This window comes from Blastomonas aquatica (genome assembly GCF_014639875.1).
Lineage (GTDB): Bacteria > Pseudomonadota > Alphaproteobacteria > Sphingomonadales > Sphingomonadaceae > Blastomonas > Blastomonas aquatica.
Genome location: NZ_BMGD01000002.1, coordinates 647,909 through 672,355 on the forward strand (window position 1 = coordinate 647,909; position 24,447 = coordinate 672,355).

22 protein-coding genes and 2 tRNA genes are annotated in these 24,447 nt (G+C 62.9%); 11 read left to right on the top strand and 13 right to left on the bottom strand.

Annotated features, from left to right (window positions below):
* Nucleotides 1–13 precede the first annotated feature (13 nt).
* Nucleotides 14–466 (top strand): EF-hand domain-containing protein, encoded by a 453-nt coding sequence (locus tag IEW00_RS07240; protein ID WP_188513687.1) that lies wholly within the window; start codon nt 14–16, stop codon nt 464–466.
* Here IEW00_RS07240 and trmFO read toward each other — a convergent pair whose 3' ends face one another.
* Entirely contained in the window at nt 467–1,837 is a 1,371-nt protein-coding gene (gene trmFO / locus IEW00_RS07245) for a methylenetetrahydrofolate--tRNA-(uracil(54)-C(5))-methyltransferase (FADH(2)-oxidizing) TrmFO (RefSeq protein ID WP_188513688.1), read from the bottom strand.
* Between the two features lie 112 nt (nt 1,838–1,949).
* On the opposite strand from trmFO, the gene IEW00_RS07250 reads away from it, so the two are divergent.
* From IEW00_RS07250 to IEW00_RS07260, 3 genes are read left to right on the top strand one after another with little or no spacing between them, the layout of a single operon-like run.
* Nucleotides 1,950–2,621 (top strand): lysoplasmalogenase, encoded by a 672-nt coding sequence (locus IEW00_RS07250; RefSeq protein ID WP_188513689.1) that lies wholly within the window; start codon nt 1,950–1,952, stop codon nt 2,619–2,621.
* Between the two features lie 31 nt (nt 2,622–2,652).
* On the top strand, nt 2,653–2,880 hold the full coding sequence (locus tag IEW00_RS07255) for an AbrB/MazE/SpoVT family DNA-binding domain-containing protein (RefSeq protein WP_188513690.1): 228 nt from the start codon (nt 2,653–2,655) through the stop codon (nt 2,878–2,880).
* Entirely contained in the window at nt 2,881–3,270 is a 390-nt protein-coding gene (locus IEW00_RS07260; protein WP_188513691.1) for a type II toxin-antitoxin system death-on-curing family toxin, read from the top strand.
* 2 nt (nt 3,271–3,272) lie between these two features.
* Here the strand turns inward: IEW00_RS07260 and gyrA are convergent, their stop codons facing one another.
* From gyrA to IEW00_RS07275, 3 genes are all read right to left on the bottom strand, one after another.
* Entirely contained in the window at nt 3,273–5,975 is a 2,703-nt protein-coding gene (gene gyrA, locus IEW00_RS07265) for a DNA gyrase subunit A (RefSeq protein ID WP_188513692.1), read from the bottom strand.
* Nucleotides 5,976–6,115: 140 nt separating this feature from the next.
* Nucleotides 6,116–6,811, bottom strand: a complete 696-nt coding sequence (locus IEW00_RS07270) for an SDR family NAD(P)-dependent oxidoreductase (RefSeq protein WP_188513693.1) — start codon at nt 6,809–6,811, stop codon at nt 6,116–6,118.
* Nucleotides 6,808–7,566: a YaaA family protein gene (locus IEW00_RS07275; RefSeq protein ID WP_188513694.1), complete on the bottom strand. Its 759-nt coding sequence runs from the start codon at nt 7,564–7,566 to the stop codon at nt 6,808–6,810. The genes IEW00_RS07270 and IEW00_RS07275 overlap by 4 nt, the downstream gene beginning before the upstream one ends.
* 195 nt (nt 7,567–7,761) lie before the next feature.
* On the opposite strand from IEW00_RS07275, the gene IEW00_RS07280 reads away from it, so the two are divergent.
* Nucleotides 7,762–9,096: a hypothetical protein gene (locus tag IEW00_RS07280; protein WP_188513695.1), complete on the top strand. Its 1,335-nt coding sequence runs from the start codon at nt 7,762–7,764 to the stop codon at nt 9,094–9,096.
* A gap of 75 nt (nt 9,097–9,171) precedes the next feature.
* On the opposite strand, the gene IEW00_RS07285 is transcribed toward IEW00_RS07280, so the two are convergent.
* On the bottom strand, nt 9,172–9,639 hold the full coding sequence (locus tag IEW00_RS07285; protein WP_188513890.1) for an Lrp/AsnC family transcriptional regulator: 468 nt from the start codon (nt 9,637–9,639) through the stop codon (nt 9,172–9,174).
* A 292-nt stretch (nt 9,640–9,931) separates the two neighbouring features.
* Here IEW00_RS07285 and IEW00_RS07290 point away from each other — a divergent pair, with 292 nt between their 5' ends.
* The 6 genes from IEW00_RS07290 to IEW00_RS07315 all read left to right on the top strand — a co-directional run bounded on the left by IEW00_RS07290 (nt 9,932) and on the right by IEW00_RS07315 (nt 16,022).
* On the top strand, nt 9,932–11,875 hold the full coding sequence (locus IEW00_RS07290) for an ATP-binding protein (RefSeq protein WP_188513696.1): 1,944 nt from the start codon (nt 9,932–9,934) through the stop codon (nt 11,873–11,875).
* Between the two features lie 79 nt (nt 11,876–11,954).
* On the top strand, nt 11,955–12,944 hold the full coding sequence (locus tag IEW00_RS07295) for a polysaccharide deacetylase family protein (protein ID WP_188513697.1): 990 nt from the start codon (nt 11,955–11,957) through the stop codon (nt 12,942–12,944).
* Between the two features lie 94 nt (nt 12,945–13,038).
* Nucleotides 13,039–13,115, top strand: a tRNA-Ile gene (locus IEW00_RS07300).
* Between the two features lie 383 nt (nt 13,116–13,498).
* Nucleotides 13,499–15,079, top strand: a complete 1,581-nt coding sequence (locus tag IEW00_RS07305) for a flavin monoamine oxidase family protein (protein ID WP_188513698.1) — start codon at nt 13,499–13,501, stop codon at nt 15,077–15,079.
* A 147-nt stretch (nt 15,080–15,226) separates the two neighbouring features.
* On the top strand, nt 15,227–15,718 hold the full coding sequence (locus tag IEW00_RS07310; RefSeq protein WP_229736871.1) for a RidA family protein: 492 nt from the start codon (nt 15,227–15,229) through the stop codon (nt 15,716–15,718).
* A gap of 227 nt (nt 15,719–15,945) precedes the next feature.
* Nucleotides 15,946–16,022, top strand: a tRNA-Pro gene (locus IEW00_RS07315).
* 49 nt (nt 16,023–16,071) lie between these two features.
* On the opposite strand, the gene lexA is transcribed toward IEW00_RS07315, so the two are convergent.
* The 8 genes from lexA to IEW00_RS07355 form a co-directional block, all read right to left on the bottom strand.
* Nucleotides 16,072–16,785 carry a transcriptional repressor LexA gene (lexA, locus tag IEW00_RS07320; RefSeq protein WP_188513699.1) on the bottom strand — a complete coding sequence of 238 codons (714 nt, stop codon included), beginning with the start codon at nt 16,783–16,785 and terminating at the stop codon, nt 16,072–16,074.
* Nucleotides 16,786–16,883: 98 nt separating this feature from the next.
* Nucleotides 16,884–18,083 carry a molybdopterin molybdotransferase MoeA gene (locus IEW00_RS07325; RefSeq protein WP_188513700.1) on the bottom strand — a complete coding sequence of 400 codons (1,200 nt, stop codon included), beginning with the start codon at nt 18,081–18,083 and terminating at the stop codon, nt 16,884–16,886.
* Entirely contained in the window at nt 18,080–18,550 is a 471-nt protein-coding gene (moaC, locus tag IEW00_RS07330; RefSeq protein WP_188513701.1) for a cyclic pyranopterin monophosphate synthase MoaC, read from the bottom strand. Before moaC ends, IEW00_RS07325 begins: the two co-directional genes overlap by 4 nt.
* Nucleotides 18,550–19,344, bottom strand: a complete 795-nt coding sequence (trpC, locus tag IEW00_RS07335; RefSeq protein WP_188513702.1) for an indole-3-glycerol phosphate synthase TrpC — start codon at nt 19,342–19,344, stop codon at nt 18,550–18,552. The genes moaC and trpC overlap by 1 nt, the downstream gene beginning before the upstream one ends.
* A complete protein-coding gene (gene trpD, locus IEW00_RS07340; protein WP_188513703.1) occupies nt 19,341–20,342 on the bottom strand; it encodes an anthranilate phosphoribosyltransferase in 1,002 nt (333 codons plus the stop codon). Before trpD ends, trpC begins: the two co-directional genes overlap by 4 nt.
* Entirely contained in the window at nt 20,339–20,959 is a 621-nt protein-coding gene (locus IEW00_RS07345) for an anthranilate synthase component II (protein ID WP_188513704.1), read from the bottom strand. The genes trpD and IEW00_RS07345 overlap by 4 nt, the downstream gene beginning before the upstream one ends.
* The gene (locus IEW00_RS07350; protein ID WP_188513705.1) at nt 20,956–22,479 is read right to left on the bottom strand and encodes an anthranilate synthase component I family protein; all 1,524 of its coding nucleotides are present in this window, start codon (nt 22,477–22,479) and stop codon (nt 20,956–20,958) included. The genes IEW00_RS07345 and IEW00_RS07350 overlap by 4 nt, the downstream gene beginning before the upstream one ends.
* The gene (locus tag IEW00_RS07355) at nt 22,479–24,422 is read right to left on the bottom strand and encodes a peptidylprolyl isomerase (RefSeq protein ID WP_188513706.1); all 1,944 of its coding nucleotides are present in this window, start codon (nt 24,420–24,422) and stop codon (nt 22,479–22,481) included. The genes IEW00_RS07350 and IEW00_RS07355 overlap by 1 nt, the downstream gene beginning before the upstream one ends.
* Between the last annotated feature and the right edge of the window lie 25 nt (nt 24,423–24,447).

Here is a 24,447-nt window from a genome sequence, read left to right on the forward strand (position 1 = left end):
AAGGGGGCGGACGATGCGCATGCTGTTTGGCGGTCTGGCGGCGATCGCTTTGATCATCGGCGGCTTCTTCGCAATCCGAGCGCAGCAGCAGGACGATGATCTGGCGGAAATTGCAGCGCCGCCGCCGCCCGATGCTGACGATACAGCGCTGCCATTGGCCGACCCCGGCATGCTGCGCGGCCCGGCCCCGCCAGAGGCAACCGAGATGACTCGCGAACAGCGGCGCTTTGCGCGCTATGACCGCAACGGCGACCGCATCATCACCCGCGAAGAATTGCTCGCCAGCCGCACCAAGGCGTTCAAGGCGCTCGATACCGACGGCAACAACCTGCTGACATTTGAGGAGTGGGCGGTCGCCACCTCGGATCGCTTCGCCGCTGCAGATCGCGACGGCAATGGTAGGCTGTCACCCGAAGAATTTGCCACGACCAAGCCAAAGCGGCCCGTAACCCGCTGCAAATGCTGATCATTCCGCGGCGATGGCTTCGGGTTCGCCGTTGATCCAGCGCTGCAGGTCGGCGCGGGCGCGCGAGGTATAGGCCTCCTTGCGCTGCTTCTTGTGCACCTTGCCCTCGGGCGGTGGAAACAGCCCGAAATTGACGTTCATCGGCTGAAAGTCGCTCGCCTCGGCGCCGCCGGTGATATGGCCCAGCAGTGCACCCAGCGCAGTCGTGATGGGCGGGGAGTCCAAGGTGCGGCCCTGCAGTTCCGCCGCGGCAAAGCGCCCCGCGAGCAGCCCGATGCTGGCGCTCTCCACATAGCCCTCGCACCCGGTCATCTGCCCGGCAAAGCGGATGTGCGGCGCGGATTTGAGCCGAAGCTGTTCGTCGAGCAGGCGCGGAGAGTTAATGAAGGTGTTGCGATGGAGACCGCCAAGCCGGGCGAACTCGGCCTTCTCGAGCCCCGGGATGGTGCGGAACAGCTCGACCTGCGCGCCGTGCTTGAGCTTGGTCTGGAAGCCGACCATGTTCCACAAGGTGCCAAGCTTGTTGTCCTGCCGCAGCTGCACCACTGCATAGGGCCAGCGCCCGGTACGCGGATTGTCGAGCCCGACCGGCTTCATGGGACCGTAGCGTAGCGTTTCGACCCCGCGTGACGCCATGACCTCGATCGGCATGCAGCCCTCGAAATAGGGAGTATCCTTCTCCCACTGCTTGAACTCGGTCTTGTCGCCATCCATCAGACCCTGGTGGAAGGCAAGGTACTGCTCCTTGTCCATCGGGCAGTTGATATAGTCCTTGCCGTCACCCTCGGGCCCGACCTTGTCCCAGCGGCTCGCCATCCAGCAGATGTCCATGTCGATGCTGTCGCGGTGGATGATCGGGGCGATCGCATCAAAGAACGCCAAAGCATCTTCGCCGGTCGCCGCACCGATCGATTGCGCCAGCGTCATTGCGGTCAGCGGCCCAGTGGCGATAATCGTCGGCCCCGCTTCGGGGAGATTGTCTACCCGCTCGCGCACGATCTGGATGTTCGGATGGTTTTCCAAGGCCTTGGTGACATGATCTGAAAAGATATCACGGTCCACGGCAAGCGCTGATCCGGCGGGCACCTTGGATTTTTCCGCTGACGCCATGATCAGCGATCCCAAGGTCCGCATCTCCTGGTGCAGCAGGCCGACGGCATTGCGGTCGGCATCGTCTGAGCGGAAGCTGTTCGAGCAGACGAGTTCGGCGAGGCCTTCGGTCTGGTGCGCAGGCGTCATCTCGCCGCTGCCGCGCATTTCGGACAGCTTTACCTTGATGCCGGCCTCGGCAAGCTGCCATGCCGCCTCGGATCCGGCGAGCCCGCCGCCGATAATGTGAATCTGGTGTTCGAATGTCTGTGTGTTGGTCATACCGGTGCAAATAGCGCGGGCGACGGCTTTTGCACAGGGTGCGTTGCACGGCTTGCCTTCGCGCGGCGATCAATGGCATCACGCAACCCAATTCACGAAGGGCAGGGGCATCATGGTCGTCAAACGCGCACTGGTCGAATCGCGGCCCTGGCTGCTGCTTAGCCTCATTGCTGCGATCAGCTATTATTTCGTCAGCGACGCGCAGATCCCTGGTTTGTACATGATGCTGTGGAAGGGGCTGGGGGTGGCGTTCCTTGGCGTATTCGCCTTGGCGCGGCACCATTCGCTCGACGGGCGGCTGTTGGGCGGCATCATGGCTCTGGGCGCAATCGGCGATATGCTGATCGAGATCGACCTCATTTACGGCGCCATCGCGTTCCTGCTCGGCCATATTGTCGCGATCGTGCTGTATGCGCGGCATCGGCGGCGGATGGTGACCCCCAGCCAGCGGATGCTCGCGATCATATTGGTCCCAGCCGTTGTGCTGATCGCCTGGGCGCTACCGATCGACCGCGCCAGCGCACCCGGCATCGCGCTCTACAGCCTGTTCCTCGCCGTCATGGCGGCGATGGCGTGGACCAGCGATTTTCCCCGCTATCGTGTCGGCACGGGCGCGCTGATGTTTGTCGCCTCCGACCTGCTGATCTTCGCGCGCTTCGGACCGCTCGAGGGATCGGTGCTGCCCGACTGGCTGATCTGGCCGCTGTATTATTTCGGCCAGTTCCTGATCTGCACCGGCGTGATCCAGTCGCTGCGCCACCGCGATCCGCGCGCGGCGGGTTGAGACGCCTTACCGAATCTGTTATAACATTTGTATGAACAAGCCCCTCAAGCTCATCAAGATCGGCAACTCGACCGGAGTGATCCTCCCCAAGGACGTCCTCGCGCACCTCAACCTTGCGCAGGGCGATGAGGTGTCTGTGGTCAAACAAGCCGACGGCATCGCGCTCAAATCGGCAGATCCGGATTTCGACCAGCAAATGGCGACCGCGCGTGACGTGATGGACCGTTATCGCAACGCTCTGCGCGAATTGGCCAAGTGAATGCCCGACTGGATCTGGTTGCGGCAGGACGTCGTCCTCGCGCTGCATGATGAACAAATCGCCGAGCATGGCGGGCTGAGCGGAATCCGCGATCTGGCGCTGGTTGAAAGCGCGCTAGGGCGTCCGATGAACCTCGCTGCTTATGGCGAACCAGACGCAGCCAGTCTGGCCGCCGCATACGCCTTCGGACTTGCGCGCAATCGCCCGTTTGCTGATGGCAACAAGCGTACGGCAGCCGTCGTGTCGCTGACTTTCCTGCTACTGAATAACGTGGAGTTCCGGATCAGCGAGGCCGAGCTTGTCGTGATGACACTTGCGCTCGCCGCAGGCGACCTGTCCGAAGGCGAGGTCGCCCGCTGGTTTCGCGATCACATCGTGGCAAAGGGCTAAGGTTACTCGGCCGTATCGGGCGCGGGCTCGGCATCGCTGGCTGCATCTTCGGCCGCTTCTTCTTCGGCGATGCGCGCGGCGCTGACGACGTGTTCGTTGTCCGAGACGTTGAACAACCGCACACCCGCCGAATTGCGGCCGATGACGCGCATGCTCGAGAGGCCCAGCCGGATCAGCTTGGCCTGATCGGTCACCAGCATCAGCTGATCGCTGCGATGCGCGGGGAAGCTGGCGAGAACGGGGCCGTTGCGGCTGATATTGTCGATGTTGGTGATGCCCTGGCCGCCGCGATTGGTGCGGCGATAGTCATAGGCTGACGAGAGCTTGCCATAGCCGTTGGCGCACACGGTGAGCAGGAACTGCTCGGCCTGCGCGAACTCGGAGACCCGCTCGGGCGGCAGTGTCGGTTCGGCCTCGTTGCCCTTCCAGGGAGCGGCGCGCAGGTAATTGTCGCGCTCTTCGGTCGAGGCGTCGAAGCCTGAGAGGATTGAGAGCGAGATCACCTCGTCGCCGGACTTGAGCGTCATTCCGCGCACACCGGTCGAGGTGCGGCTCTGGAACTCGCGGACATCGGTGGCGGCAAAGCGGATCGCCTTGCCCTGGCGTGTTGCGAGAAGCACGTCGTCGCCTTCGGTGAGCAGCGCAACCCCGATCAGCCGGTCATCCGATCCCTCGTCGAACCGCATAGCGATCTTGCCGTTCGAGGGAATGTTAGTGAACGCATCCATCGAGTTGCGGCGCACCGTGCCGTTGGCGGTGGCGAACATCACGTGCAGATCCGCCCATTTCGTCTCGTCTTCGGGCAGCGGCAGCACGGTCTGGATGGTTTCGCCCTGCGCCAGCGGCAGCAGGTTGATCATCGGGCGACCACGCGTCGCCGGGCCGCCCTCTGGCAGGCGCCACACCTTCTTGCGATAGACCTTGCCGTGGGTGGAGAAGAACAGCACCGGGGTATGCGTCGAGGTGACGAACATGCTGGTGACGGCATCCTCGTCCTTGGTTGCCATCCCCGAACGGCCCTTGCCGCCGCGCGCCTGTTCGCGGAATGCGTCGAGCGGGGTACGCTTGATATAGCCCTGCAGCGTGACGGTAACGACCATCTCCTCGCGCTCGATCAGGTCCTCGTCCTCGATGCCGTCCCACGCGGGCGCGATCACCGAAAGCCGCGGGGTGGCGAACTCGTCGCGCACCGCGATGAGCTCTTCCTTCAGCACTTCGTAAAGCTTCGCCCGATCGCCGAGGATCGCAAGATACTCCTCGATGGCCAGCGCCAGCGCCTTCAATTCGTTGCCGATCTCGTCACGGCCCAATGCGGTTAGCCGATGCAGGCGCAAATCCAGGATCGCGCGGACCTGAAGGTCGCTCAGCTTGTACACATCGCCTTCCAGCTCGCCCTCGATCGCCTCGACCAGCTTGATGTACTGCGCGATCTCGCCGATCGGCCATTCGCGCGCCAGCAGCGCAGCGCGTGCCTCGGCAGGGGAGATCGAACCGCGGATGATCTTGACGACCTCGTCCATGTTGGTGACCGCGACCACCAGGCCGAGCAAGATGTGGGCGCGGTCGCGCGCCTTGGCGAGCTCGTATTTGGTGCGACGGGTGATGACCTGCTCGCGGAACTGGACGAACGCCTCGATGATGTCCTTGAGGCCGAGTACCTCGGGGCGGCCGCCACGGATCGCCAGCATGTTTGCCGGGAAGCTCGACTGCGCCGGGCTGTAGCGCCAGATCTGGTTGAGCACGACCTCGGGCGAGGCATCGCGCTTGAGATCGATGACGATCCGCACGCCGAGCCGGTTGGATTCATCGCGAATGTCGCTGACACCCTCGATCCGCGCTTCCTTGCCCTTGGCGGCTTCGGCGATGGTTTCTACGAGCGCGTTCTTGCCGACCTGATAGGGGATCGAGGTGAGCACGATCGAACGGCGGTCACCGCGGCCTTCCTCGATGGTGTGGCGCGCGCGCATGATGATCGAGCCGCGACCCTTCTGATACGCATTGCGCGCACCCGACTGGCCCAGAATGAGAGGTGCGGTCGGGAAATCGGGGCCGGGGATGATCTTCATCAGATCGTCGAGCTCGATCATCGGATCGGCGATCCAAGCCAGACACCCGTCGATCACCTCGCCCAGATTGTGCGGCGGGATATTGGTCGCCATGCCCACCGCAATGCCGCCTGCTCCGTTGACCAGCAGATTGGGGAAGCGCGCGGGCAGCACTTGCGGCTCCTGACGCGAGCCGTCATAGTTGGGGATAAAATCGACAGTATCTTTTTCGATATCTTCCAGCAGCTTGAGCGCGACTTTGCTCAAACGTGCTTCGGTGTAACGCATCGATGCAGGCGCATCGGGGTCCATCGAACCGAAATTGCCCTGACCGTCGATCAGCGGCACGCGCATCGCCCAATCCTGCGACATGCGGGCGAGCGCCATGTAGATCGAGCTGTCGCCGTGCGGGTGATAGTTACCCATCACGTCACCAACGATCTTGGCGGATTTGCGATAGGGCTTGCCGGCGACGAAGCCGCCTTCATGGCTGGCGTAAAGAATGCGGCGGTGGACGGGTTTGAGGCCGTCGCGGACATCGGGCAGGGCGCGGCTGACGATGACCGACATCGCATAGTCCAGATAGCTGGACCGCATCTCGTCGACGATGTCGACGCGTTCGATTTCGGAGGGTTCCGCTGCTGCGGTCTGGTCGTTCATTCCATGCGCCTTTTATGCCTTTGTGACGCTTTTGCGTCTGGCTTTGGCTCTAGGCCAGAGGGCACGAAAATGCCAGCTTTTGCGGGCTTTAAGGGCGGATTTTTCAACAACAAAATCAGGCGTTTGGGTGGCAACTGCCCTTATGGCTGAATGGCGGCTCCATCCCAGGCGAATATCCCACCCGAATCGGCAGGCTCGAGCCCCGCAAGCACGTCCAACAGGCACTTTGCGCTGTACGCAGCATCGAACAGGCGACCCTCGGCGACATTGCCCTGAAACGGCTTGCTGAGGCCGGTGTCGACTGTTCCGGGGTGTAGTGCGACGCAGATGGACATGTCGTTCCGGCGCGACCATTCGATCGCGATGTTGCGGATCGTCATGTGCAGCGCGGCCTTGGCGGCACGATAGCCATACCAGCCTCCCAGCCGGTTGTCCGAAATGCTGCCAACGCGCGCTCCGATCGCGGCGAACAGGGCGGGGGATTTGCGCGGCATCAGCGGCACGAAATGCTTGGCGACCAGCGCGGGGCCGATGGTGTTCACCGCGAAATTGCGCGCCATCCAGGCGGGGTCGATGTCCTTGAGGCTCTTTTCGGGGCCTTTCGCGTCGGCGTGCAGCAGGCCGGTGGCACAGATTACCCGGGTGGGCACCAGGCCTTGGCTGCTAACATAGTGCGCAGCTGCCACGATGCTGGGCTCGTTTTCCAGATCAATATGCGCATCGCCGGTGAAGCTTCGTGCCAAAGCGATCACCTTCGCGCCGCGGGCTTGGGCCTCGCGCGCCATCGCCGCGCCAATGCCACCCGACGCGCCGATGATCACCGTGCAATCGGTCATGCGCGAATGAACCGCAAGGTCGTATCATCGCTGGCGTCCGCATCGTAGCGATAGCCATCGCTGTCGAAACCCTTGAGCGCTGCAGGGTCGGTATGGCGATGTTCGCACAGGAACCGCGCGGCCATGCCACGCGCGCGCTTGGCCTCGAAGCTGATGAAGCGAGGACCATTTGGTCCCTGTTGGCGGAAATCTGCGGTGATCACCCGCAGGCCACGCTTTTTCAGGCCCTTGTCGGCTGCGGCAAAATACTCCTGGCTGGCAAGATTTATCACCGTGTCGCCGCCGGTGGAGCCAAGGTCCTCTGCAATTGCCTCAGCGATACGGTCGCCCCAGAACGCCACAAGCGAGGTATGTCGCGGCGCCCAGCGCGTGCCCATTTCAAGCCGGTAGGGTCGCATGTTGTCAAAGGGTCTCAGCAAGCCGTACAGTCCCGACAGGATCCGCAAGTGCGTCTGCGCATATTCGAGCGCCGGCTCTTCGAGTGTGCGGGCGGCCAGGCCCGAATAAACATCACCATTGAAAGCGAAGGCGGCCGGGCGTTCGGGCTGATCGTGAAAACCCCGATATCGGCCATAATTGAGGTCGATCAGCGCATCGGAGACCGGCATGATCTGTTTCAACCGGGCTTTTGATAGCCGCGCCGCAGATGTAACAAGGCGGTCCGTCTCGGTCGGGAAACGCAGTGGGCTGGGCTCCACAGCGGGCGCAGGCGAATCGAAATCGAGGGACTTGGCGGGCGACAACAGGATTATCATAGGTGGTTGCGCATAGCCGAGCGGCCGATGCCATGCAAAGGCGCAGTCGGGGCATGGTCTCCCTTTTTACACCGGAACCGCAAAGCCCGGTTGTTCGTTTCTGCCATAGTCATTAAGGACGGCTTCATCAGCCGACCGCCAAACGGTCGTAACAGCCGGCGATTTCAAGGCCGGAATTTTAGTTCGGAGGATACCATGCGTCGCATTTCCCGTTTCCCCATGGCCCTGGTGCTGGCGCTGGCCGCTACCACTGCGGTCTCGCTGGCTCTCCCTGTCGATGCCGCTTATGCCCAGAAAAAGTCCAAGAAGGGCAAGGACGAAGCCCCGCAGTTGGAGCTGAGCCCGGCATTCCGCACGCCATTCAGCGAATCGCAGACCGCGTTCGGCGCCAATGATTTCGCAACCGCCGAGGCTAAGCTGAACGAAGCGGCTGCGGTGGCGGCAAGCCCCGACGAAAAATACCTCACCGCCAAAATGACGCTGCAGATCGGCCTGAAGACCGAGAATGAAGCCATGCAGACCAAAGGCATCGAGGATGCCTTGGCCAGCGGCAAAGCGACCGCAGCCGAAACCCAGACCTTCAACAGCTTCATCGGCGAACGTGCATTGGTTGCCAAGGATTTTGGTCGCGCACGTACGCATCTGACCGCCGCAGTCGAAGGTGGACAGAACAATCCGGTGAACCTCTTCCAGTTGGCTGAGGCGCACTTTGGCGAGGCAATCGAAAAGTCGGGTGGGCGCAGCATCGACGCCGCCAATTCCCCGCTTGCGGCGCAGGGGCTGCCGTATCTTCAACGCGCGGTGGAAGCGCAGTTGGCAGGCGACAAGCAATATGCGCCCAGTTGGGCCAAGCGCGGTTTTCAGATCGCACGCGCGACCAAGACCGATAGCGCGGTTTGGGCGCAATTGTTGATGCGGGCGGATACCGGCAACGGCGCATGGAACGAAGTCGTTCGCGCCATGCAAAGCGACAACAGGGGCTTCACCACCGAACAGAGCCTGGATGCGATGCGGTTGCTGCGCATGGCTGGCGGCCTGTCGAGCGCCAACGACTACCGTGAGTATATCGAATCGGCAGGCGCAGCGCGTCGTCCGACCGAGGTTCTCGCGCTGATCGAGGAAGGCAAGGCTGCTGGCGTCATTTCGTCCAGCGACGCGTACTTCAAAGAGCAGGCGACCTTGGCCGGTAACAGCCGCGCCGAATATGTCGCCACATTGCCCGATTCGGTTCGCGATTCGCGCGGCAAGGCTACAGCGACGGTAACGCTCGCAACCGCCGATGCGCTGCTTGCCAACAAGCAGTATGCCGAGGCCGAGGAACTCGCAGCACTTGCGCTCACCAAAAATGTCGAGGACAAGGAGCGCGCGATGATGGTCCAGGCGATCTCGCAGGTCGCCCAGGGCAAATATGAGCCTGCGCGTCAGACCCTCGGCGGCGTTACCGGTGCTCGCGCTCCGATCGCCCAGCTTTGGACGGTGTACATCGATCAGAAGTCTGGCGGAGGCGCTGCAGCAGCCCCGGCTGCCTGACCTAGAGCTTATCTCATGGAAAATGGGCGGGGCTGGAGATATCCAGCCCCGCCTATTTCTTATTGGGTATGGCGGTTACTCGTCGAGCGGGACGCCAGGCTTCTGTTTCGATGTCCGGATCGTCAACGACGTTTTGACGCTGGCGACGTTTGCTGCCGGTGTCAGCTTGGAGGTCAGGAAAGCTTGAAACTCCTGAAGGTCGCGCGCCACGATCTTGAGGATGAAGTCGATTTCACCATTCAACATGTGGCATTCGCGCACCTCGGCGAGCGTGCTGACATGGTCTTCGAATGCCTTGAGGTCACTTTCTGCCTGGCTTTTCAGGCTGACCATAGCAAACACCGTAATCGCAAAGCCGAGCTTTTGTGGGTCTAAATCCGCATGATAACCGCGGATGATCCCGGCATCCTCCAACGCGCGCACCCGGCGCAGGCAGGGCGGCGCGGTCAGCCCCACGCGGCTGGCCAGTTCGACATTGGTGATACGCCCCTCGTCCTGCAGCTTGGTCAACAATTGCCGGTCGATTTGGTCCAGACTTGACACACTTGATCCCCTGTCATGCCGTGGATCCATTCGCAGCTGCCGTTGAATCGAGGCAAATGCGCGGAACCAGCGGGAAAACCGACCCTTGCAGAAATTTTCCGCAACAAGTCGAAGCCCACCTATAATATAATTGTGCGGTAACGCAATTGTCCCACATTGCGACGTAGCAAAAACCCTACTTCCGTCGGGCACCCGCACTGGCTATCCCTATGGCCCGAGCGTTGATACAGGCAAGTAACGCCGGTGCCCGTTCGGGCTCTATCTTCAATCCGCCCGAGGACTTCTGGACGCTATGCACTTCGATGATCGCCTGAGCACGGTTCTCGCTGGTGCAGTTCCCGCCGGAACCGGCGCGGTCGCGCAATATCGGCAGCTGGTCGACATTCTGGGCCAGATCGGCGGCGCTGCGGTGGACGAGCGGCACGCGCCTGCCTTAGCGCGTATTCATATGCTGCGCAGCGCGATCGACGACTCCGACCGGCTTTCGACGATACAGTGTCTGTCGGGGCGGTTAGTGTCTCCTGTGCTGGTGCAATATCTGGCGTCGGAAACACCCGCTGTGGCCAGCGCTGCCATCCGGGCGGCGCGGCTTGATGACGACCAATGGGCGGCGCTGGTGCCAGCCCTTCCCACGCGGGCGCGCGGGTTTCTGCGGCATCGAAGGGACCTTGGGCCCCGGACGCGCCGGTTGCTCGAGCAACTGGGTCTTTACGACACTGCGCTTCCAGACGGAGCACGCCACGCCGAAGTGATCGCCGAGCCGGTCGCATTGCCCCCTCCGCAGCCCCTGGCTGAGGTCAATGAATCAGGTGCAGTCCTCGCCCGGCAAGCCGATGCGGCCGCACCGGTAATCGCCAGCGAGCCAGCCGAGGATCATCCTGGCGACGTTAGCGTGATTGATGCAGCCGTTGCTGAAGTCGGTGGCCCGCAAAGCATCGGCGACATCGTCAAGCGCATTGAGGCATTGCAGGAAGTGCGCTTCAAGCAGGCGCTCGAAGATCGGCCGGTTCCCGCCGTTCAGGACTGGAATCGTCTGGGTGCGGCTTTGGGGCAAGATGAACGGGACGCCGCAGATCAGCAATTAGCAGATCAAAATGATGATACAGGTCGGGACGATTCACCTCGTGATCGCGTGCCGGAAACCGCGAAGATTGCCTCGGTTGATGCCGCCGCCGCCCCGACCATCGAAGAGCCAAAGGCCCCAGCGCACGAGCATTTCCGGTTTGCCACCGGGGTCGATGGTGCAGTGTCCGGTGCAACCGGCGTTGCGCTGGGAGCGGTTTACGGACTTTCGCTTGCGCTTCCTGCGATGGCTGGCTTTCGCGGGGTCGATGCCTCGGTCGCGACCGCCTTCAGCCGCCGCATGCCGGTGCGCGGGGGCCGCGCCAATCTGGGCAATGCAGCCGGCCTCTCGGGCGAATGGCGGATCGATGCCGACCCTGCGTTCGACCGCGCCACCGGTCGTTTCATCGGATACAACGGTGTCATGCGCCGTCCGATGGCGTGGGAAAGCGCCGGTCCGCAAGAGGACAGCGCTATGCTCTCTGGGCGCGATGGTCTGCGCCAGATCGTTCATGAACTGCGCACCCCGCTCAACGCGATCATGGGATTTTCCGAAATCATCGAGCAGCAATTGTTCGGCCCGGTCACTGCAGAGTACCGCGACATGGCGCTTCGCATCCGCCAGGATGCACGGCAGCTGCTGAGCGGGTTCGACGATCTGGACACCGCGCTTCGCCTTGACCGCAACGCGATCGATGACCCTGCAGGACATGTTTCGCTGGATGACGTGATTGAACGTTTGAGGGGACGGGTGCAGCCGTTGCTGGACCAGTCGGGTGCCCAGCTCACGCTTGGCGCTACCCCCACAGGAAGCGTGGTCACGATGTCACCACAAGCGATTGACCGTATCGTCCCCCGCCTGGCGGGTGCCCTGATCGGCAGCTGTGCGCCAGGCGAGACTCTCCACCTGTCGTTCACCAAGCGGGCAGAAGCGATCGAGCTGAGCTTTGGTCGTCCGCTGTCGCTCGCGGGGATGGATGAGGACGGTTTGTTCGATGTCGATCGGTCCGGGGCCGGGCAGGGCGATGGCGGTCCGTTGCTGGGTCTGGGTTTTTGTCTGCGTCTGGTGCGAAACCTGCTGGCGGCGCAGGGCGGCGAACTGTCAATCGACGCCCATGCTCTGCGCTTGACCTTGCCATGCGCCGGGATTAGCGCAGAAGCGGTGCGATCCTAAGCTGTCCGAGCGCAGGCGGGCCTAGGGCTTGGGGGCACCGGCTGGCAGACTGCGACCCCGTACAACCAAGGCGGCGTGAATGACCTTTGCAAGACTGCCGGGCAAGGACGATTTCGTCCGCTTCTCCCCTGGTTTCGGTCAGCGCTATTTGATTACAATCGACGTAGAGGAAGAATTTGACTGGACCCGGCCGATCCAGCGCGAAGGCTATTCGCTCGATGCACTCGAAGCCATTACCGATTTTCAGAAACTGTGCGAGCAATATGGCGTAACGCCTCTGTATCTGGTCGATTGGCCGGTCATTTCCGATCCGCGGGGGAGAGATATCTACGGCGCACTGGTCCGTGAAGGGCGTGCCGAAGTGGGCATCCAATTGCACCCTTGGGTCAATCCACCGTTCGATGAGGAAGTGACACAGCGCAACAGCTACGCCGGTAACTTGCCACCAGAGCTCGAACGGGCAAAATTCTTCGCGCTGCGCGACGCGATCACCCAGGCAACAGGAAAGCAACCGATCGCTTATCGTGCCGGGCGTTACGGCATCGGACCTGAAACCCTCAACCTTCTGCGAGATGCAGGGGTACGGTTCGACACCTCGGTGCGCGCAAATTTCGATTACAGCAAAGCCGATGGACCGAATTTCTCGAGTTTCCCGCTCGAGCCATACTGGCTGGACAGGACGCTGGGCATTGTCGAGCTGCCGGTAACCTCGGTTTATTGGGGCCTTTTACGACGTCAGGGTACCGTGTTTCCGCTGGCGCAGATGGCCGGGCTGACCAAATCGCTGATGGCACGCGGACGGTTGTTGGAACGGATTTCGCTGACACCTGAAGGGATCTCTGTCACCGAGGTGATCCGCGGCATCGACATCGCGCTCGACGACGGATTGCCGATCCTCAATTTCTCGTTTCATTCGCCGTCACTTCGTCCGGGCTACACGCCCTATGTTCGGGCGCAAGCGGATGTCGATGCGTTATTCGAGTGGTGGCACCAGGTCTTTTCCTATCTTGCCGCCCGCGACGTCCAACCGACCAGCATTGCGGAAATCGACGCTGCCATCGGACGCTAATGCTTCGTCTTCAGCGCAGATCGCGGCACACCGTTTTTCCTTCTTGCATCATCGCCCATGGCTGGGCTAACCGCGCCATTGGCACAGCCGGGACGGGCCTGTAGCTCAGTTGGTTAGAGCTGGCCGCTCATAACGGCTAGGTCGGGGGTTCGAGTCCCTCCGGGCCCACCACTTTCCCCAGCATTCAGGCAAGGCAGCTTTGCGCTCATCGCGCCACGTGCGGTGGCACGGGCTTAATCGCTGCGGGCAATGCTATGCTGCGTCGCACGCCGAAACCCTGCCGGAACAATATTTCGCTTGCCGAAAAAAATGAACAATGTTTCAATCTCGAGTCAGTCGAGCTTGGAAATTTTGCAACCTGCGAAGGTCGCGTCGATACCGTCAGTCACGGCTTCGATCGTGTCTCTTTGCGACCATTTTGTATTTCACTGTACAATAAAGCGGTCCCGCGTGCGCGCCTGCGTTCCGGACAAGAACCGCTTTTTGGGATAGGATGAACTGAAGGCCTGCATTGACTGGAATGGGGGCATTCGGGGATGATTACACGCAGAAGCATGCTGCAACGCATTGGCGCAGTGGGCGGCATTGCAGCCGCTGCCGGCGCGATGCAATCGATGGGATGGTTTGGCGTCGCCAATGCCAGGCCTTTGCCCGATATGCCCGCGGATCTGGGCCGAGGCCACACCGTTGTCGTCCTTGGAGCAGGTTTTGCCGGGCTGGTGGCGGCGTATGAGCTCGAACAGCGCGGCTTTTCAGTCACCGTGCTGGAGGCGCGCAACCGGGTCGGCGGCAAGGCCTGGACGGTGCGCGATGGCGATACGGTCGAGATGGTCGGCGAACAGCCGCAGACGGCGCGTTTCTCTGAAGGGCTGTATTTCAACGCGGGGCCTGCGCGGCTGCCCAGTTTTCACCAGGGCGTGCTGGGCTATGCCAAACGCTTTGGCGTACCGCTCGAGGTCGAGGTCAATTCGAGCCGCTCGGCCTATCTGGTCGCAAGGAACGGCAGCAGGCTGCGGATGCGGACCGCAGTCAACGACATGCGCGGGCATGTCGCCGAACTGCTCGCCAAGGCGGTCAACCAGGGCGCGCTCGACCAGGCGTTGAGCTTAGACGAAAAAGCCAAGCTGCTTCCGTTCCTCAAGGCCTATGGCGATCTTGAGGACGGGTATGCGTTCAAGGGCACCACCCGATCAGGTTTCAAAACCGGGCCGGGCGCAGGTATTTCCAGCTTCGAAACCCCATCTGAACCGGTTCCGTTGGCCGATCTGCTCGCCAACGAGCAGCTTGCGATGATGGGCTTCGACGACAATCTCTACATGCAGGCGACGATGTTCCAGCCGGTTGGCGGAATGGACCAGATTCCCTTGGGGATCGAACGAAACCTAAAAAGGCGCGTAGTGCTTGACGCCGAGGTCCGGCAGATTCGCCAGAGCCCGACGGGTGTCGATACCGCGTATATCGATACCAGGTCCGGCAGCGCCCAGACGATTAGCGCGGACTACTGCGTGTGCACGATTCCGTTTCCGGTGCTGGCAAAGATCGACGCCAATTTCTCCAGGCCGGTCGCAGAGGCGATCGCCGGTGTGGTCTATGACGATTCGAATAAGATCGCATTCGATGCACCGCGCTTTTGGGAACAAGATCAGATCTATGGCGGGCTGACCTTTGTCGGCGGTGAGACCAGCCTTATCTGGTACCCTTCGTGGGGGATGCACAGTGAACGCGGCATGATCGTGGGCTGTTACAGTTCGGGCGAGCCGGGAAGGGCGTTTGCCAGGCGTCCGATTGCCGAACAGATCGCGATGGCCCGCGCCGCGATCGAGCGGGTTCACCCCGGCCATGGCGCCGATTGCAGCGCGCCGCTGGCCGTCAACTGGAAAAAGGTGCCGCACAGCCTGGGCCCGTGGCCCAACTGGACACCCGATCGCAGGCCGCGGGAGCATGCTGCGACCGACACCCCCGCGTATCGCCTGCTGTGCCAGCCCGAGGGGCGTATCCTCTTTGCGAGCGCTGCGCTCAGCCAGACGCCGGGATGGCAGGAAGGTGCCTTGCAATCCGCGCATGCCGGCGTGGCAGCGCTTGTCCAGCAGATGGCCGACCGCAATGTCACCGAACGTCGCCGCGCGATGGTCTAGCGATGCCCGGCTGCAATGGTGAACACGCATCCCGCATTGCCCAGCCAGCCAAAAAGCTGTTCACTGCGCCGGGCCCCGCAACTGCAGTTGCCGCCATCGTCGATTTCAACACTGCACCGCGTCATGAAACTTAGAAAGGACAGCTCCTTGATCCACCAAGCTCTCATTTCGGCCGCAGCCCTGATCGCCTGCACCACAGCCGCGCAGGCCCAGTCGATCGTTCGCCACGCCAACCCGGCTCCGGCTATCATCCTCAACGGGGTCACCATTCCGCCTGGCGCCGAGGTGCTGATGCTCAGCGGACAGCTCGCCAGCCCGATCGACCCAACCAAGACAGACGGTATCGAAGCGTATGGCGATACGAAAACCCAGACGATCAGCACCTTCACAAAGATCGAAGCGGCGCTGGCCAAGCAAGGGTATGCGATGTCCGATGTCGTCAAGCTGACCGTGTTTGTCGTCGGAGATCCCAAGCTCGGTGGCAAGATGGACTTTGCCGGCTTCAATGCGGGCTATCGCGAGTTCTTCGGAACCGCCAAAAACCCCAATCTCGTCGCGCGTTCGACTGTTCAGGTAGCGGGGCTCGCGGGTCCCAATTTCCTGATCGAGATCGAAGCGACCGCCGCCAAGGCGCGCTGAGCGATCCTCAGCCCGCTACGCCGGCTCGAAAAGCGGATGTTGGCGTGCAACGGTGCGAAACTGGCCTCTCAGGCGTTTCATGGGTTGCAATCCCGGGCCAACGGGCTAGACACCCCGCTCGATATGGCGCGGACGCGGCATCCTAGTATGCAGCATTCCGAGTGATGGTGAAGTGCCCCGTGCACTGCGCCGGTCCATCGAGCGGCTTATGCCGAGAAGTCCAGGGTCGGGGAGTGGCGCAGCCTGGTAGCGCGTCTGCTTTGGGAGCAGAGGGTCGCAGGTTCGAATCCTGTCTCCCCGACCATCTTCATCAAATTCAACGATTACAGCGCCCTCGGGCGCGCCCGGGCCGGTTAGTGGTAGCGGCGCAGTAGGCCTGCGAGCTTGCCCTGGACCTGCACCTCGTGCGGCGCATAGAATTGCGGTGCGTGCGAGGCGTTGGCGGGGTCGAGCCGGATCCGGCCATTTTCACGGCGCAGGTATTTCAGCGTGGCTTCCTCGCCGCGAACCAGCGCGACGACGATCTCGCCATCACGTGCCGACTCCGTGCGCAGGATGAGCGCATAGTCGCCATCGAGTATCCCCGCCTCGATCATCGAATCACCCGACACTTCAAGCGCGTAATGCTCACCGCTGCCCAGCAGCGCGGCGGGAACGGGGAGGATCTCGGTGCCTTCGAACGCCTCGATCGGTGCGCCTGCGGCGATGCGACCGTGCAGCGGAATTTCCAGCACGTTGTTGTTCGCGGGCTTCGGCGCCGGGACCTGCGCCTTGCGCGCGGTCTCGAGACTGACGACGTTGCTCTTGGCAACCGCAGCGGCGGCCAGTTCCTTGGCGCGCGGCTTGACGCTGGCTTCAGGAAGCTTGAGAATCTCAAGCGCCCGGGCACGGTTGGGCAGGCGGCGGATGAAGCCGCGTTCCTCGAGCGCGCTGACCAGCCGATGCACACCCGATTTGGACTTGAGATCCAGCGCTTCCTTCATTTCCTCGAACGAGGGGGAAATGCCGTCTTGCTCCAGCCGGACCTGGATGAAGCGGATGAGATCGTGTTGTTTGCGGGTCAGCATTCCGAATGTTCCTTTCTGCGCCGGTGGGTCGGCGGTCGAACGAATGCGGAACAATTACGAAACAAACCCGGTCAGGTCAAGGGCTTGTATGTGCGGCATCAGCCAAGCGCAATATAGTCGAGCGGTTCGCCTGCGAGCGTCTCGGGCTGATGCGCGGCGCGGATGACCAGCGCATCGGCGGCTAGCAGTGATGAGAGCGCGCCACTGTCCTGGCTTGAAACGGGTACCAGCCCGGAATCGGTCAACCGCGCGCGCATGAAGTCCTGCCGCGCGCCATTGGCAGAAAATGGAACGCTTGCGGCAGCTTGGCGAATATGCGGCAGAACTTCCTGATATCCCGCGAAAGTTCTGACCAGCGGCAGCAGCAACAGAAGCGCCGTGACATAGGCCGAGACGGGATTGCCCGGCAGGCCCAGCACGATGGCATTGCCCAACCGCCCCACCATCACCGGCTTGCCCGGGCGCATCGCGATCCGCCAGAAGTCAACCGACCCACCGCTCTCGAGCAATGCAGGCTGGATCAGGTCATGATCGCCCACCGATGCACCACCGGTGGTGACGATAATATCGGCGTCGCGATGGTCCGCGAGCGCGGCGGCAATGCCATCGAGCCGGTCGGCGAGCAGCGCGGGCATATTCATATCGACCGGGAGCCGGTGCAGCATGGCCGACAGCATGACGCCATTGCTTGCGGGAATGTGCGCCGGGCTGGGAAGCGGTGTCCCTGGTGCGACCAGTTCATCGCCAGTGCTCAGGATCACCACACGCACCGGTGCGTGCACGCTGAGCGTGCCATGCCCCGCCATCGCGGCAAGTGCGATAACGCGAGCGTCAACGCACGTACCTGCAGGTGCCAGTAAGGCCCCGTCGGCGAAATCATGCCCCGCACGGCGGATATGCGCGCCCGGTGTTGCGGGACCATCTCCAGTCAGGACAACCGTGGTGCCATCGACCCGGATGTCTTCCTGCACGACGATGGTGTCGGCCCCGGCAGGAACGATCGCGCCGGTCGAGATGCGTACGGCGTCCCCCCGTTTGACTGCGCGCCTAAAGGGTCGCCCCGCCGCGCTTTCGCCGATCAGCGTCCAGGGGCCGGGCATGTCGTCAGCGCTCACCGCATAGCCATCCATTGCGGACAGATCAGCGGCGGGCTGGTTGCGGGTGGCCAACAGTGGCTGCGCGAGCACATGGCCGCAAGCCTGTACGAGTGCGATCTCGACCGGGGGCTTAGGCCGCGCGAGCGCAAAAAGACGCGCCTGGGCCTCGTCCAGCGGGATGAGGCCGCCAGACCCGTTCATCCCGCCACCCATTCGCCCGATTTGCCGCCACTCTTGGCGAGCAGCCGCACGGGGCCGATGACCATGCCCTTGTCCATCGCCTTGGCCATGTCGTAGATCGTCAGCAGCGCGATACTGGCAGCGGTCAGCGCTTCCATCTCGATCCCGGTCTTGCCCGAGGTGCGCACCCGTGTTTCGACCCGCACGCCGGTGTCGGTATAATCGAATTCGACCGAAACGCTGCTGATTGGCAGGGGATGGCACAAAGGGATCAGGCTGCTGGTCTGCTTGGCCGCCATGATGCCTGCAATACGCGCGGTGCCCAGCACGTCGCCCTTCTTGATATCGCCCGCGCGGATCGCGGCGATCACTGCTGGCGCCATGCTGATCGCGCCCTCGGCCACCGCCTCTCGGACAGTGTCGGGCTTGGCGGAGACATCGACCATGTGCGCCGCACCGCTGGCATCGAGGTGGGTAAGGTCGGCCATCAGTCGGCTGATCCGGTCAGCAGAAGGCGGGTGGCGCGGGTGATGTCATCCTGTCGCATCAGCGATTCTCCGACCAGGAACGTGCGCACCCCGTGCTGGCTGAGGCGCACGCAATCGTCATGCGTGTCGATGCCGCTTTCCGAGACCGGGATATAGCCTTCGGGGATCAGCTTCACCAGCCGCTCGGTGTTGGCGATGTCGGTATCGAAGCTGCGCAGATCGCGGTTGTTGACCCCGATCAGGGGCGAGCGCAGCTTGAGCGCGCGTTCGAGTTCGGCTTCGTCGTGGACTTCGATCAGCACATCCATGCCGTAGTCGAGCGCGGCGGTTTCAATATCCGCCATCGTCGCATCATCGAGCGCGGCGACGATGATCAGCACCGCATCGGCGCCGAGAGCGCGGCTTTCGGCGACCTGCCAGACATCGACCATGAAGTCCTTGCGCAGGCAGGGCAGGTCGCATGCGGCGCGCGCGGCGAGCAGGTAATCGTCATGTCCCTGGAAATAGGGCACATCGGTGAGCACCGAGAGGCACGCTGCACCGCCTTCCTGATATGCAGCTGCATGCGCCGCCGGATCGAAATCACTGCGGATCAGGCCCTTCGACGGGCTGGCGCGCTTGATCTCGGCGATCAGGCCGAAGCCGTCCAGCGAAGCCTGGACCAACGCCTTGGCAAAGCCGCGCGGCGCGCTGGCGTCGCTGGCGCGTTTCTCCAACTCGGCAAGGCTGGTCAGGCCCTTGCGCCGCTCGACTTCGATTTTCTTGACCGAGCAGATTTCCTCGAGCTTGTTCATGCAGCTGCTTTCGTAAAGTCTATCCAGCAATTGAGCAGGGCGTTGGCCAGCCCCTTGTCAATCGCCTCTGCTGCCTCTTCCGCGCCATCCGCGAGGCTTTCGACTTCGCCCGCGATCAGCAGCGCAGCGGCAGCGTTGAACAGCACCGCATCGCGATAGGCACCGGTTTCGCCCTGGAGCAGGCGGCGCAACGCGGCTGCGTTGAATGCCGCATCGCCGCCGCGAATGGCCTCGATCGGGTGGACAGGCAACCCGGCGTCCGCAGCGGTCCAGCGCTTCATGATCACGCCGTCCGCGCCGATATCGGCAACCTCGTTGCCACCAGCCAGTGACAATTCGTCGAGCCCTTCATCGCCCGAGACGATCAGCGAATGCTCGGTGCCCAGAATGTCGAGCGCCTCGGCATAGACATGGACATAGCCCGGGCGTGCGATGCCGATCAGCTGGCGTTTGACCCGTGCCGGGTTGGCGAGCGGCCCCATCAGGTTGAAGATCGTACGCTTGCCAATCTGCTGGCGGATCGGCTGGATTCGACGCATCGCGGGATGGTGATTGACCGCGAACAGGAAGCAGATGCCAATTTCGGCGAGTGATTGCTCGGCGGTCGCACCAGCGGCGGCCATGTCCATCCCCAAGGCCTCGAGCGTATCGGCGGCGCCTGCCTTGGACGATGCCGCGCGGTTGCCATGCTTGGCGACCGGCACATCGCGCGCGGCGACAACCAGCGAGACTGCGGTCGAGACGTTGAGGCTGTGGTGGCCATCGCCTCCGGTGCCGCAGACGTCGATGGCGTTGCCGGGCGCTGGCACTGCAATCATCCGGTCGCGCAAGGCCTGGGCAGCGGCAGCGATCTCGATTGCGGTCTCGCCACGCTCTGACAGGGCAACAAGGAACTGCGCGATCGCGCCGTCACTGACCGTTCCGTCGAGGATCGCGGCGAAAGCCTGTGCGGCATCGTCGCGGCTCAGCGGATGGGTGGTATCGGGCAGACGGGTCATGCGAGCAACTCCGCGCGCATCGGGCGGACGTCGATCCCTGCCAACTCCATGAAATTGGCGAGCATCCGGTGACCGTGCTGGGTTGCGATGCTTTCGGGGTGGAACTGGACGCCGTGGATCGGCAGGGTCGCGTGGCGAAAGCCCATCACGTGCGGGGTCGTGCTGTCATTCACCGCGACGCGCGCATTAACCTGCAGCTCGGGCGGCAGGCTCGCTTCGGGCACAACCAATGAGTGATACCGCGTCGCCTGGAACGGCGAGGGGAGCCCTGCGAAAACGCCGCTGTCATCGTGCTTCACCGGCGATGTCTTGCCATGCATCAGCCCGCCACGGATGACCTCGCCGCCGAAATGCTGGCCGATCGACTGGTGCCCCAGGCATACACCGAGCAAAGGTTTGCCAGCATCGGCGCAGGCCGCGACCAGATCGAGCGAAATTCCCGCCTCGTTGGGCGTGCACGGTCCCGGCGAGATCAGGAACGCCTGCGCGTTGGTTGCAATCGCCTCGCGCGCGCTCAGCGCATCGTTGCGCTCGACGCGGACCTCTGCCCCGAGTTCCATCAGATAATGAACGAGGTTGTAGGTGAAGCTGTCGTAGTTATCGATGACAAGGATCACTGCCCGTACCCCGTTTCGCTGGCCAGCCGCAGCGCCTCGCGCGCGGCCGCGAACAACGCGCCGGCTTTGGCCTCGCATTCGCGCTGTTCATATTCGGGAACGCTGTCGGCAACGATGCCTGCACCCGCCTGGACGTGCATCGTGCCATCGCGAACGATTGCGGTGCGCAGCACGATGCAGCTGTCGACCGAGCCATCGGGGGCGAAATAGCCGACGCCGCCCGCATAAGCGCCGCGTGTCTCAGGCTCCAATGAGGCGATGATCTCGCATGCGCGTACCTTGGGCGCGCCGCTGACAGTGCCTGCGGGGAAGCCTGCGAACAGCGCGTCGATGGCGTCGCGATCTTCCACCAGTTCGCCGACCACATTGCTGACGATGTGCATCACATGGCTGTACTGCTCGACGGTGAAGCTGTCGGTGACGCGCACCGTTCCGGCCTTGGCCACGCGTCCGACATCGTTGCGCCCCAGATCGAGCAACATCTGGTGCTCGGCGAGCTCCTTGGGGTCGGCGAGCAGGCTGGTGCGGTTCTCGATATCTTCCGCTGGTGTCTTGCCGCGCGGACGGGTTCCCGCGATCGGGCGGATCGTGACCTCGCCATCGCGCACCCGCACCAGAATCTCGGGGCTGGACCCGATCAGCGCGAGGCCGGGCAGATCGAGGAAATAGAGGAACGGCGAGGGGTTCACCCGGCGCAGCGCGCGGTAGAGCTCGATCGGCGGCAGCGTGAACGGCGCGGTGAAGCGCTGCGCGAGCACCACCTGGAACACGTCGCCTGCTTCGATATAGGCCTTGGCCTTGAGTACCATCTCGCCATAGGCACCCGGCGCCAGCACGGGCGAGGGGACAAGCGCCAGCGGATCGGCATCGCCATCGCGCGACGGCGCAGGCAGCGCTGCCTGCAGCGCGCGCTCGGCGGCATCGAGCCGTTCTTCAGCGGCCGCGATCTGGCGTTCGGGATCGATTTCGCCCTCGGCCCAGACCGGAGCGATCAGGAAAAGCTCGTCCTTTAGCCGGTCGAAGATAAGCAGCACCGTGGGCCGAACGAACAGCATGTCGGGTAGCGCAAGCTCGGACTGCGGCGCGCGTGGCAGATGCTCGACCAGGCCGATGGTTTCATAGCCGAAATAGCCGACCAGGAACGCCAGCGCGCGCGGCAGTTCGGCGGGAACATCCATCCGGCAGCGCGCGGCCAAATTGCGCAGCGCCTGCAGCGATCCTTCGGCGCAGGGCGCGAAGTCGGTGCGGTCGATCGCCCAGTTTGCGTTGATCTCGGCGCTCTCGCCCGAGGCGCGGAATACCAGGTCGGGCGCGATGCCGACAAAGCTGTGACGTGCGCGCGTCTCGCCACCCTCGACCGATTCCAGCAGAAAATCGCCGCGCTCGGGTTCGATCAGCTTGAGCGCCGCCGATACCGGAGTTTCGGTATCGGCAATACGCCGCCGCCAGATCAGCGCCGATCGGCCGTCTGCCAGGGCCTTTGCGGCTTGAGCGACATTCTGGCTCGTGGTGCCGGGCATCAATTCTCTCGGGTGCGGCCGGTGAGCTGGTCCTTCACGCGTTTGATCGCCGCCGGATTGCGCTTCACGTTGGTAGCGGACTTCATCGCGGCCATCAGCTGCTGGGCATATTCCTCTGCAACAACCTGGCCCAGCTGGGTGCGGGTGGCGAGCAACAGCTCGGGAACCTTGGTCGCATCGCCGCGGTTGATCTTGGTCAGGTGGACGATGAACCAGCCGCTCCGGTTGGGCCCTTCAAGCACCTTGGTGGTGCCTTCGGCCATGCTGAACAGCAACGCTACCGGCGGCGGCACGCGGCCCTGCTGTTGGGTGATTGTTTGGCGATTGGTGGCGATCTTTTCGATCCCCGGCAGCGGCACCTTGGATTCGCTGACCGCCTTGGCCAGCGCAGCCGATGTCCGCGATGTCTTGGCAATGCTGTCCGCAAGCGCTTTAGCCGCGCTCAGGCCCTGCGCAATTGCCCAGTCGCTTGCGACCCGCTCGCGGATCGAAGCGAGTGGTGGCGGGGCAGCAAGCTTGATCTCCTGAACCTCGAAGACCACAAACTCCGTACCCTGCTGTACCTCGGCCAGCTGCGGCCCGGCATCTTCCTCTAGCGAAAACGCTACCGGCAACATCGCCTGATAGGCACCAATCGCCGCGAAATCGGGATTGGTAGGTGATTGGCCGTTGGCGAGCAGTTCGGGGCTGGTTTCAAGCGTCAGATTTTCGTCCTTGGCGATATCGGCCAGCGAAGCACCATCGGCGATGCGGTCTTCCAGATCGGCGGTAAAGTCCGACACCGTTTGACGCAGCTTTTCCTGCGCGAGCTCATTTTCCAGCGCGGGCCGGACCTGGGCGAGGCTGCGCGCGGCAATTGCCGTAACGCTGTCGACACGGACCACGTGCCATCCCAATGCGGATCGGGCAGGGGCCGCGACCTTGCCTGCCGCTGTGCTGAACACCGCGTTGGCCACTGCAGGTGATGTCACCCGAGTAACCTCAGCCTTTGATTGGAGGCCCAGTTCAACCGGTTCAAGCCCGGCCTCTCTTGCGGCTGCGGCCATGCTGGTCCCGCCGTTGATCTTTGCGGCAATCGCCTTTGCGGCAGCCTCGGTAGGAACGATCAGTTGTTCCAGGTCGCGCTTTTCGGTGGCGGCGAACTCCGCCGACCGCTGCTTGTAGAGCGCGGCGATCTCGGCATCGCTGATCTTCACCTGATCGCGAAAGCGGTCGGTCATGAAGGTCGCAAACCGCAGCACCCTGCGCTCGGGAATGCGGTAGCGCGAGGAATTGCGGGTAAAGAAGGTCTGAAGCTGCTCGGCGGTGGGTGCGGTGCGGGGCGCGAACGCCCCCGACGGCACGAACGCGATTTCGCCCTCGCGGCCTTCGATCACCAGACCGGCATAAGGCAGCGCCATCTGCTCGGACATCTTGGCACCAAAGGTTGCCGGAACCACCAGCTGGTCGGTCATCAGACCGCGCTCGATATCGGCGCGGACACGCGCTTCGGTGAGGCCCTGCTGGGCGAGCGCATTGCGGAACAGCGTCTCGTCGAAGCGGCCATCGGCGCCCTTGAAGGCCTGAATTCCGGAAATCTCGCTATCGACCAATCGCTTGCTCGCACCCAGGCCGATGCTGTCGCCAAACGCCGACGCAGCGTAGCTGCCGATCATCTGCTCGAGGATGCCGTCGATCCCGCCCTGTTCATCGAACGCGGTCATGTCGAGTTGCGGATTGTCCTGGCGATACTGGTTGAAGGCATTGCTGACAGTCGCAGAGAACTCGGCCGTCCCGATCCCATCGCCGTCGATTTCGGCGACGCTCTCGCTGCTCACTCCGCCAAAGGTTGCGCCGCCGGTCACATCGGAGGCGGCAAAAGCGACCGCAATCAGCGCCAGAAAGATAAAGCTGATCGCAAGGCCGATCTTGGACTGGAAGAACGAACGAAAGAAGCTGATCATCGAAGGGCCTGCAATGTGAGGCGGG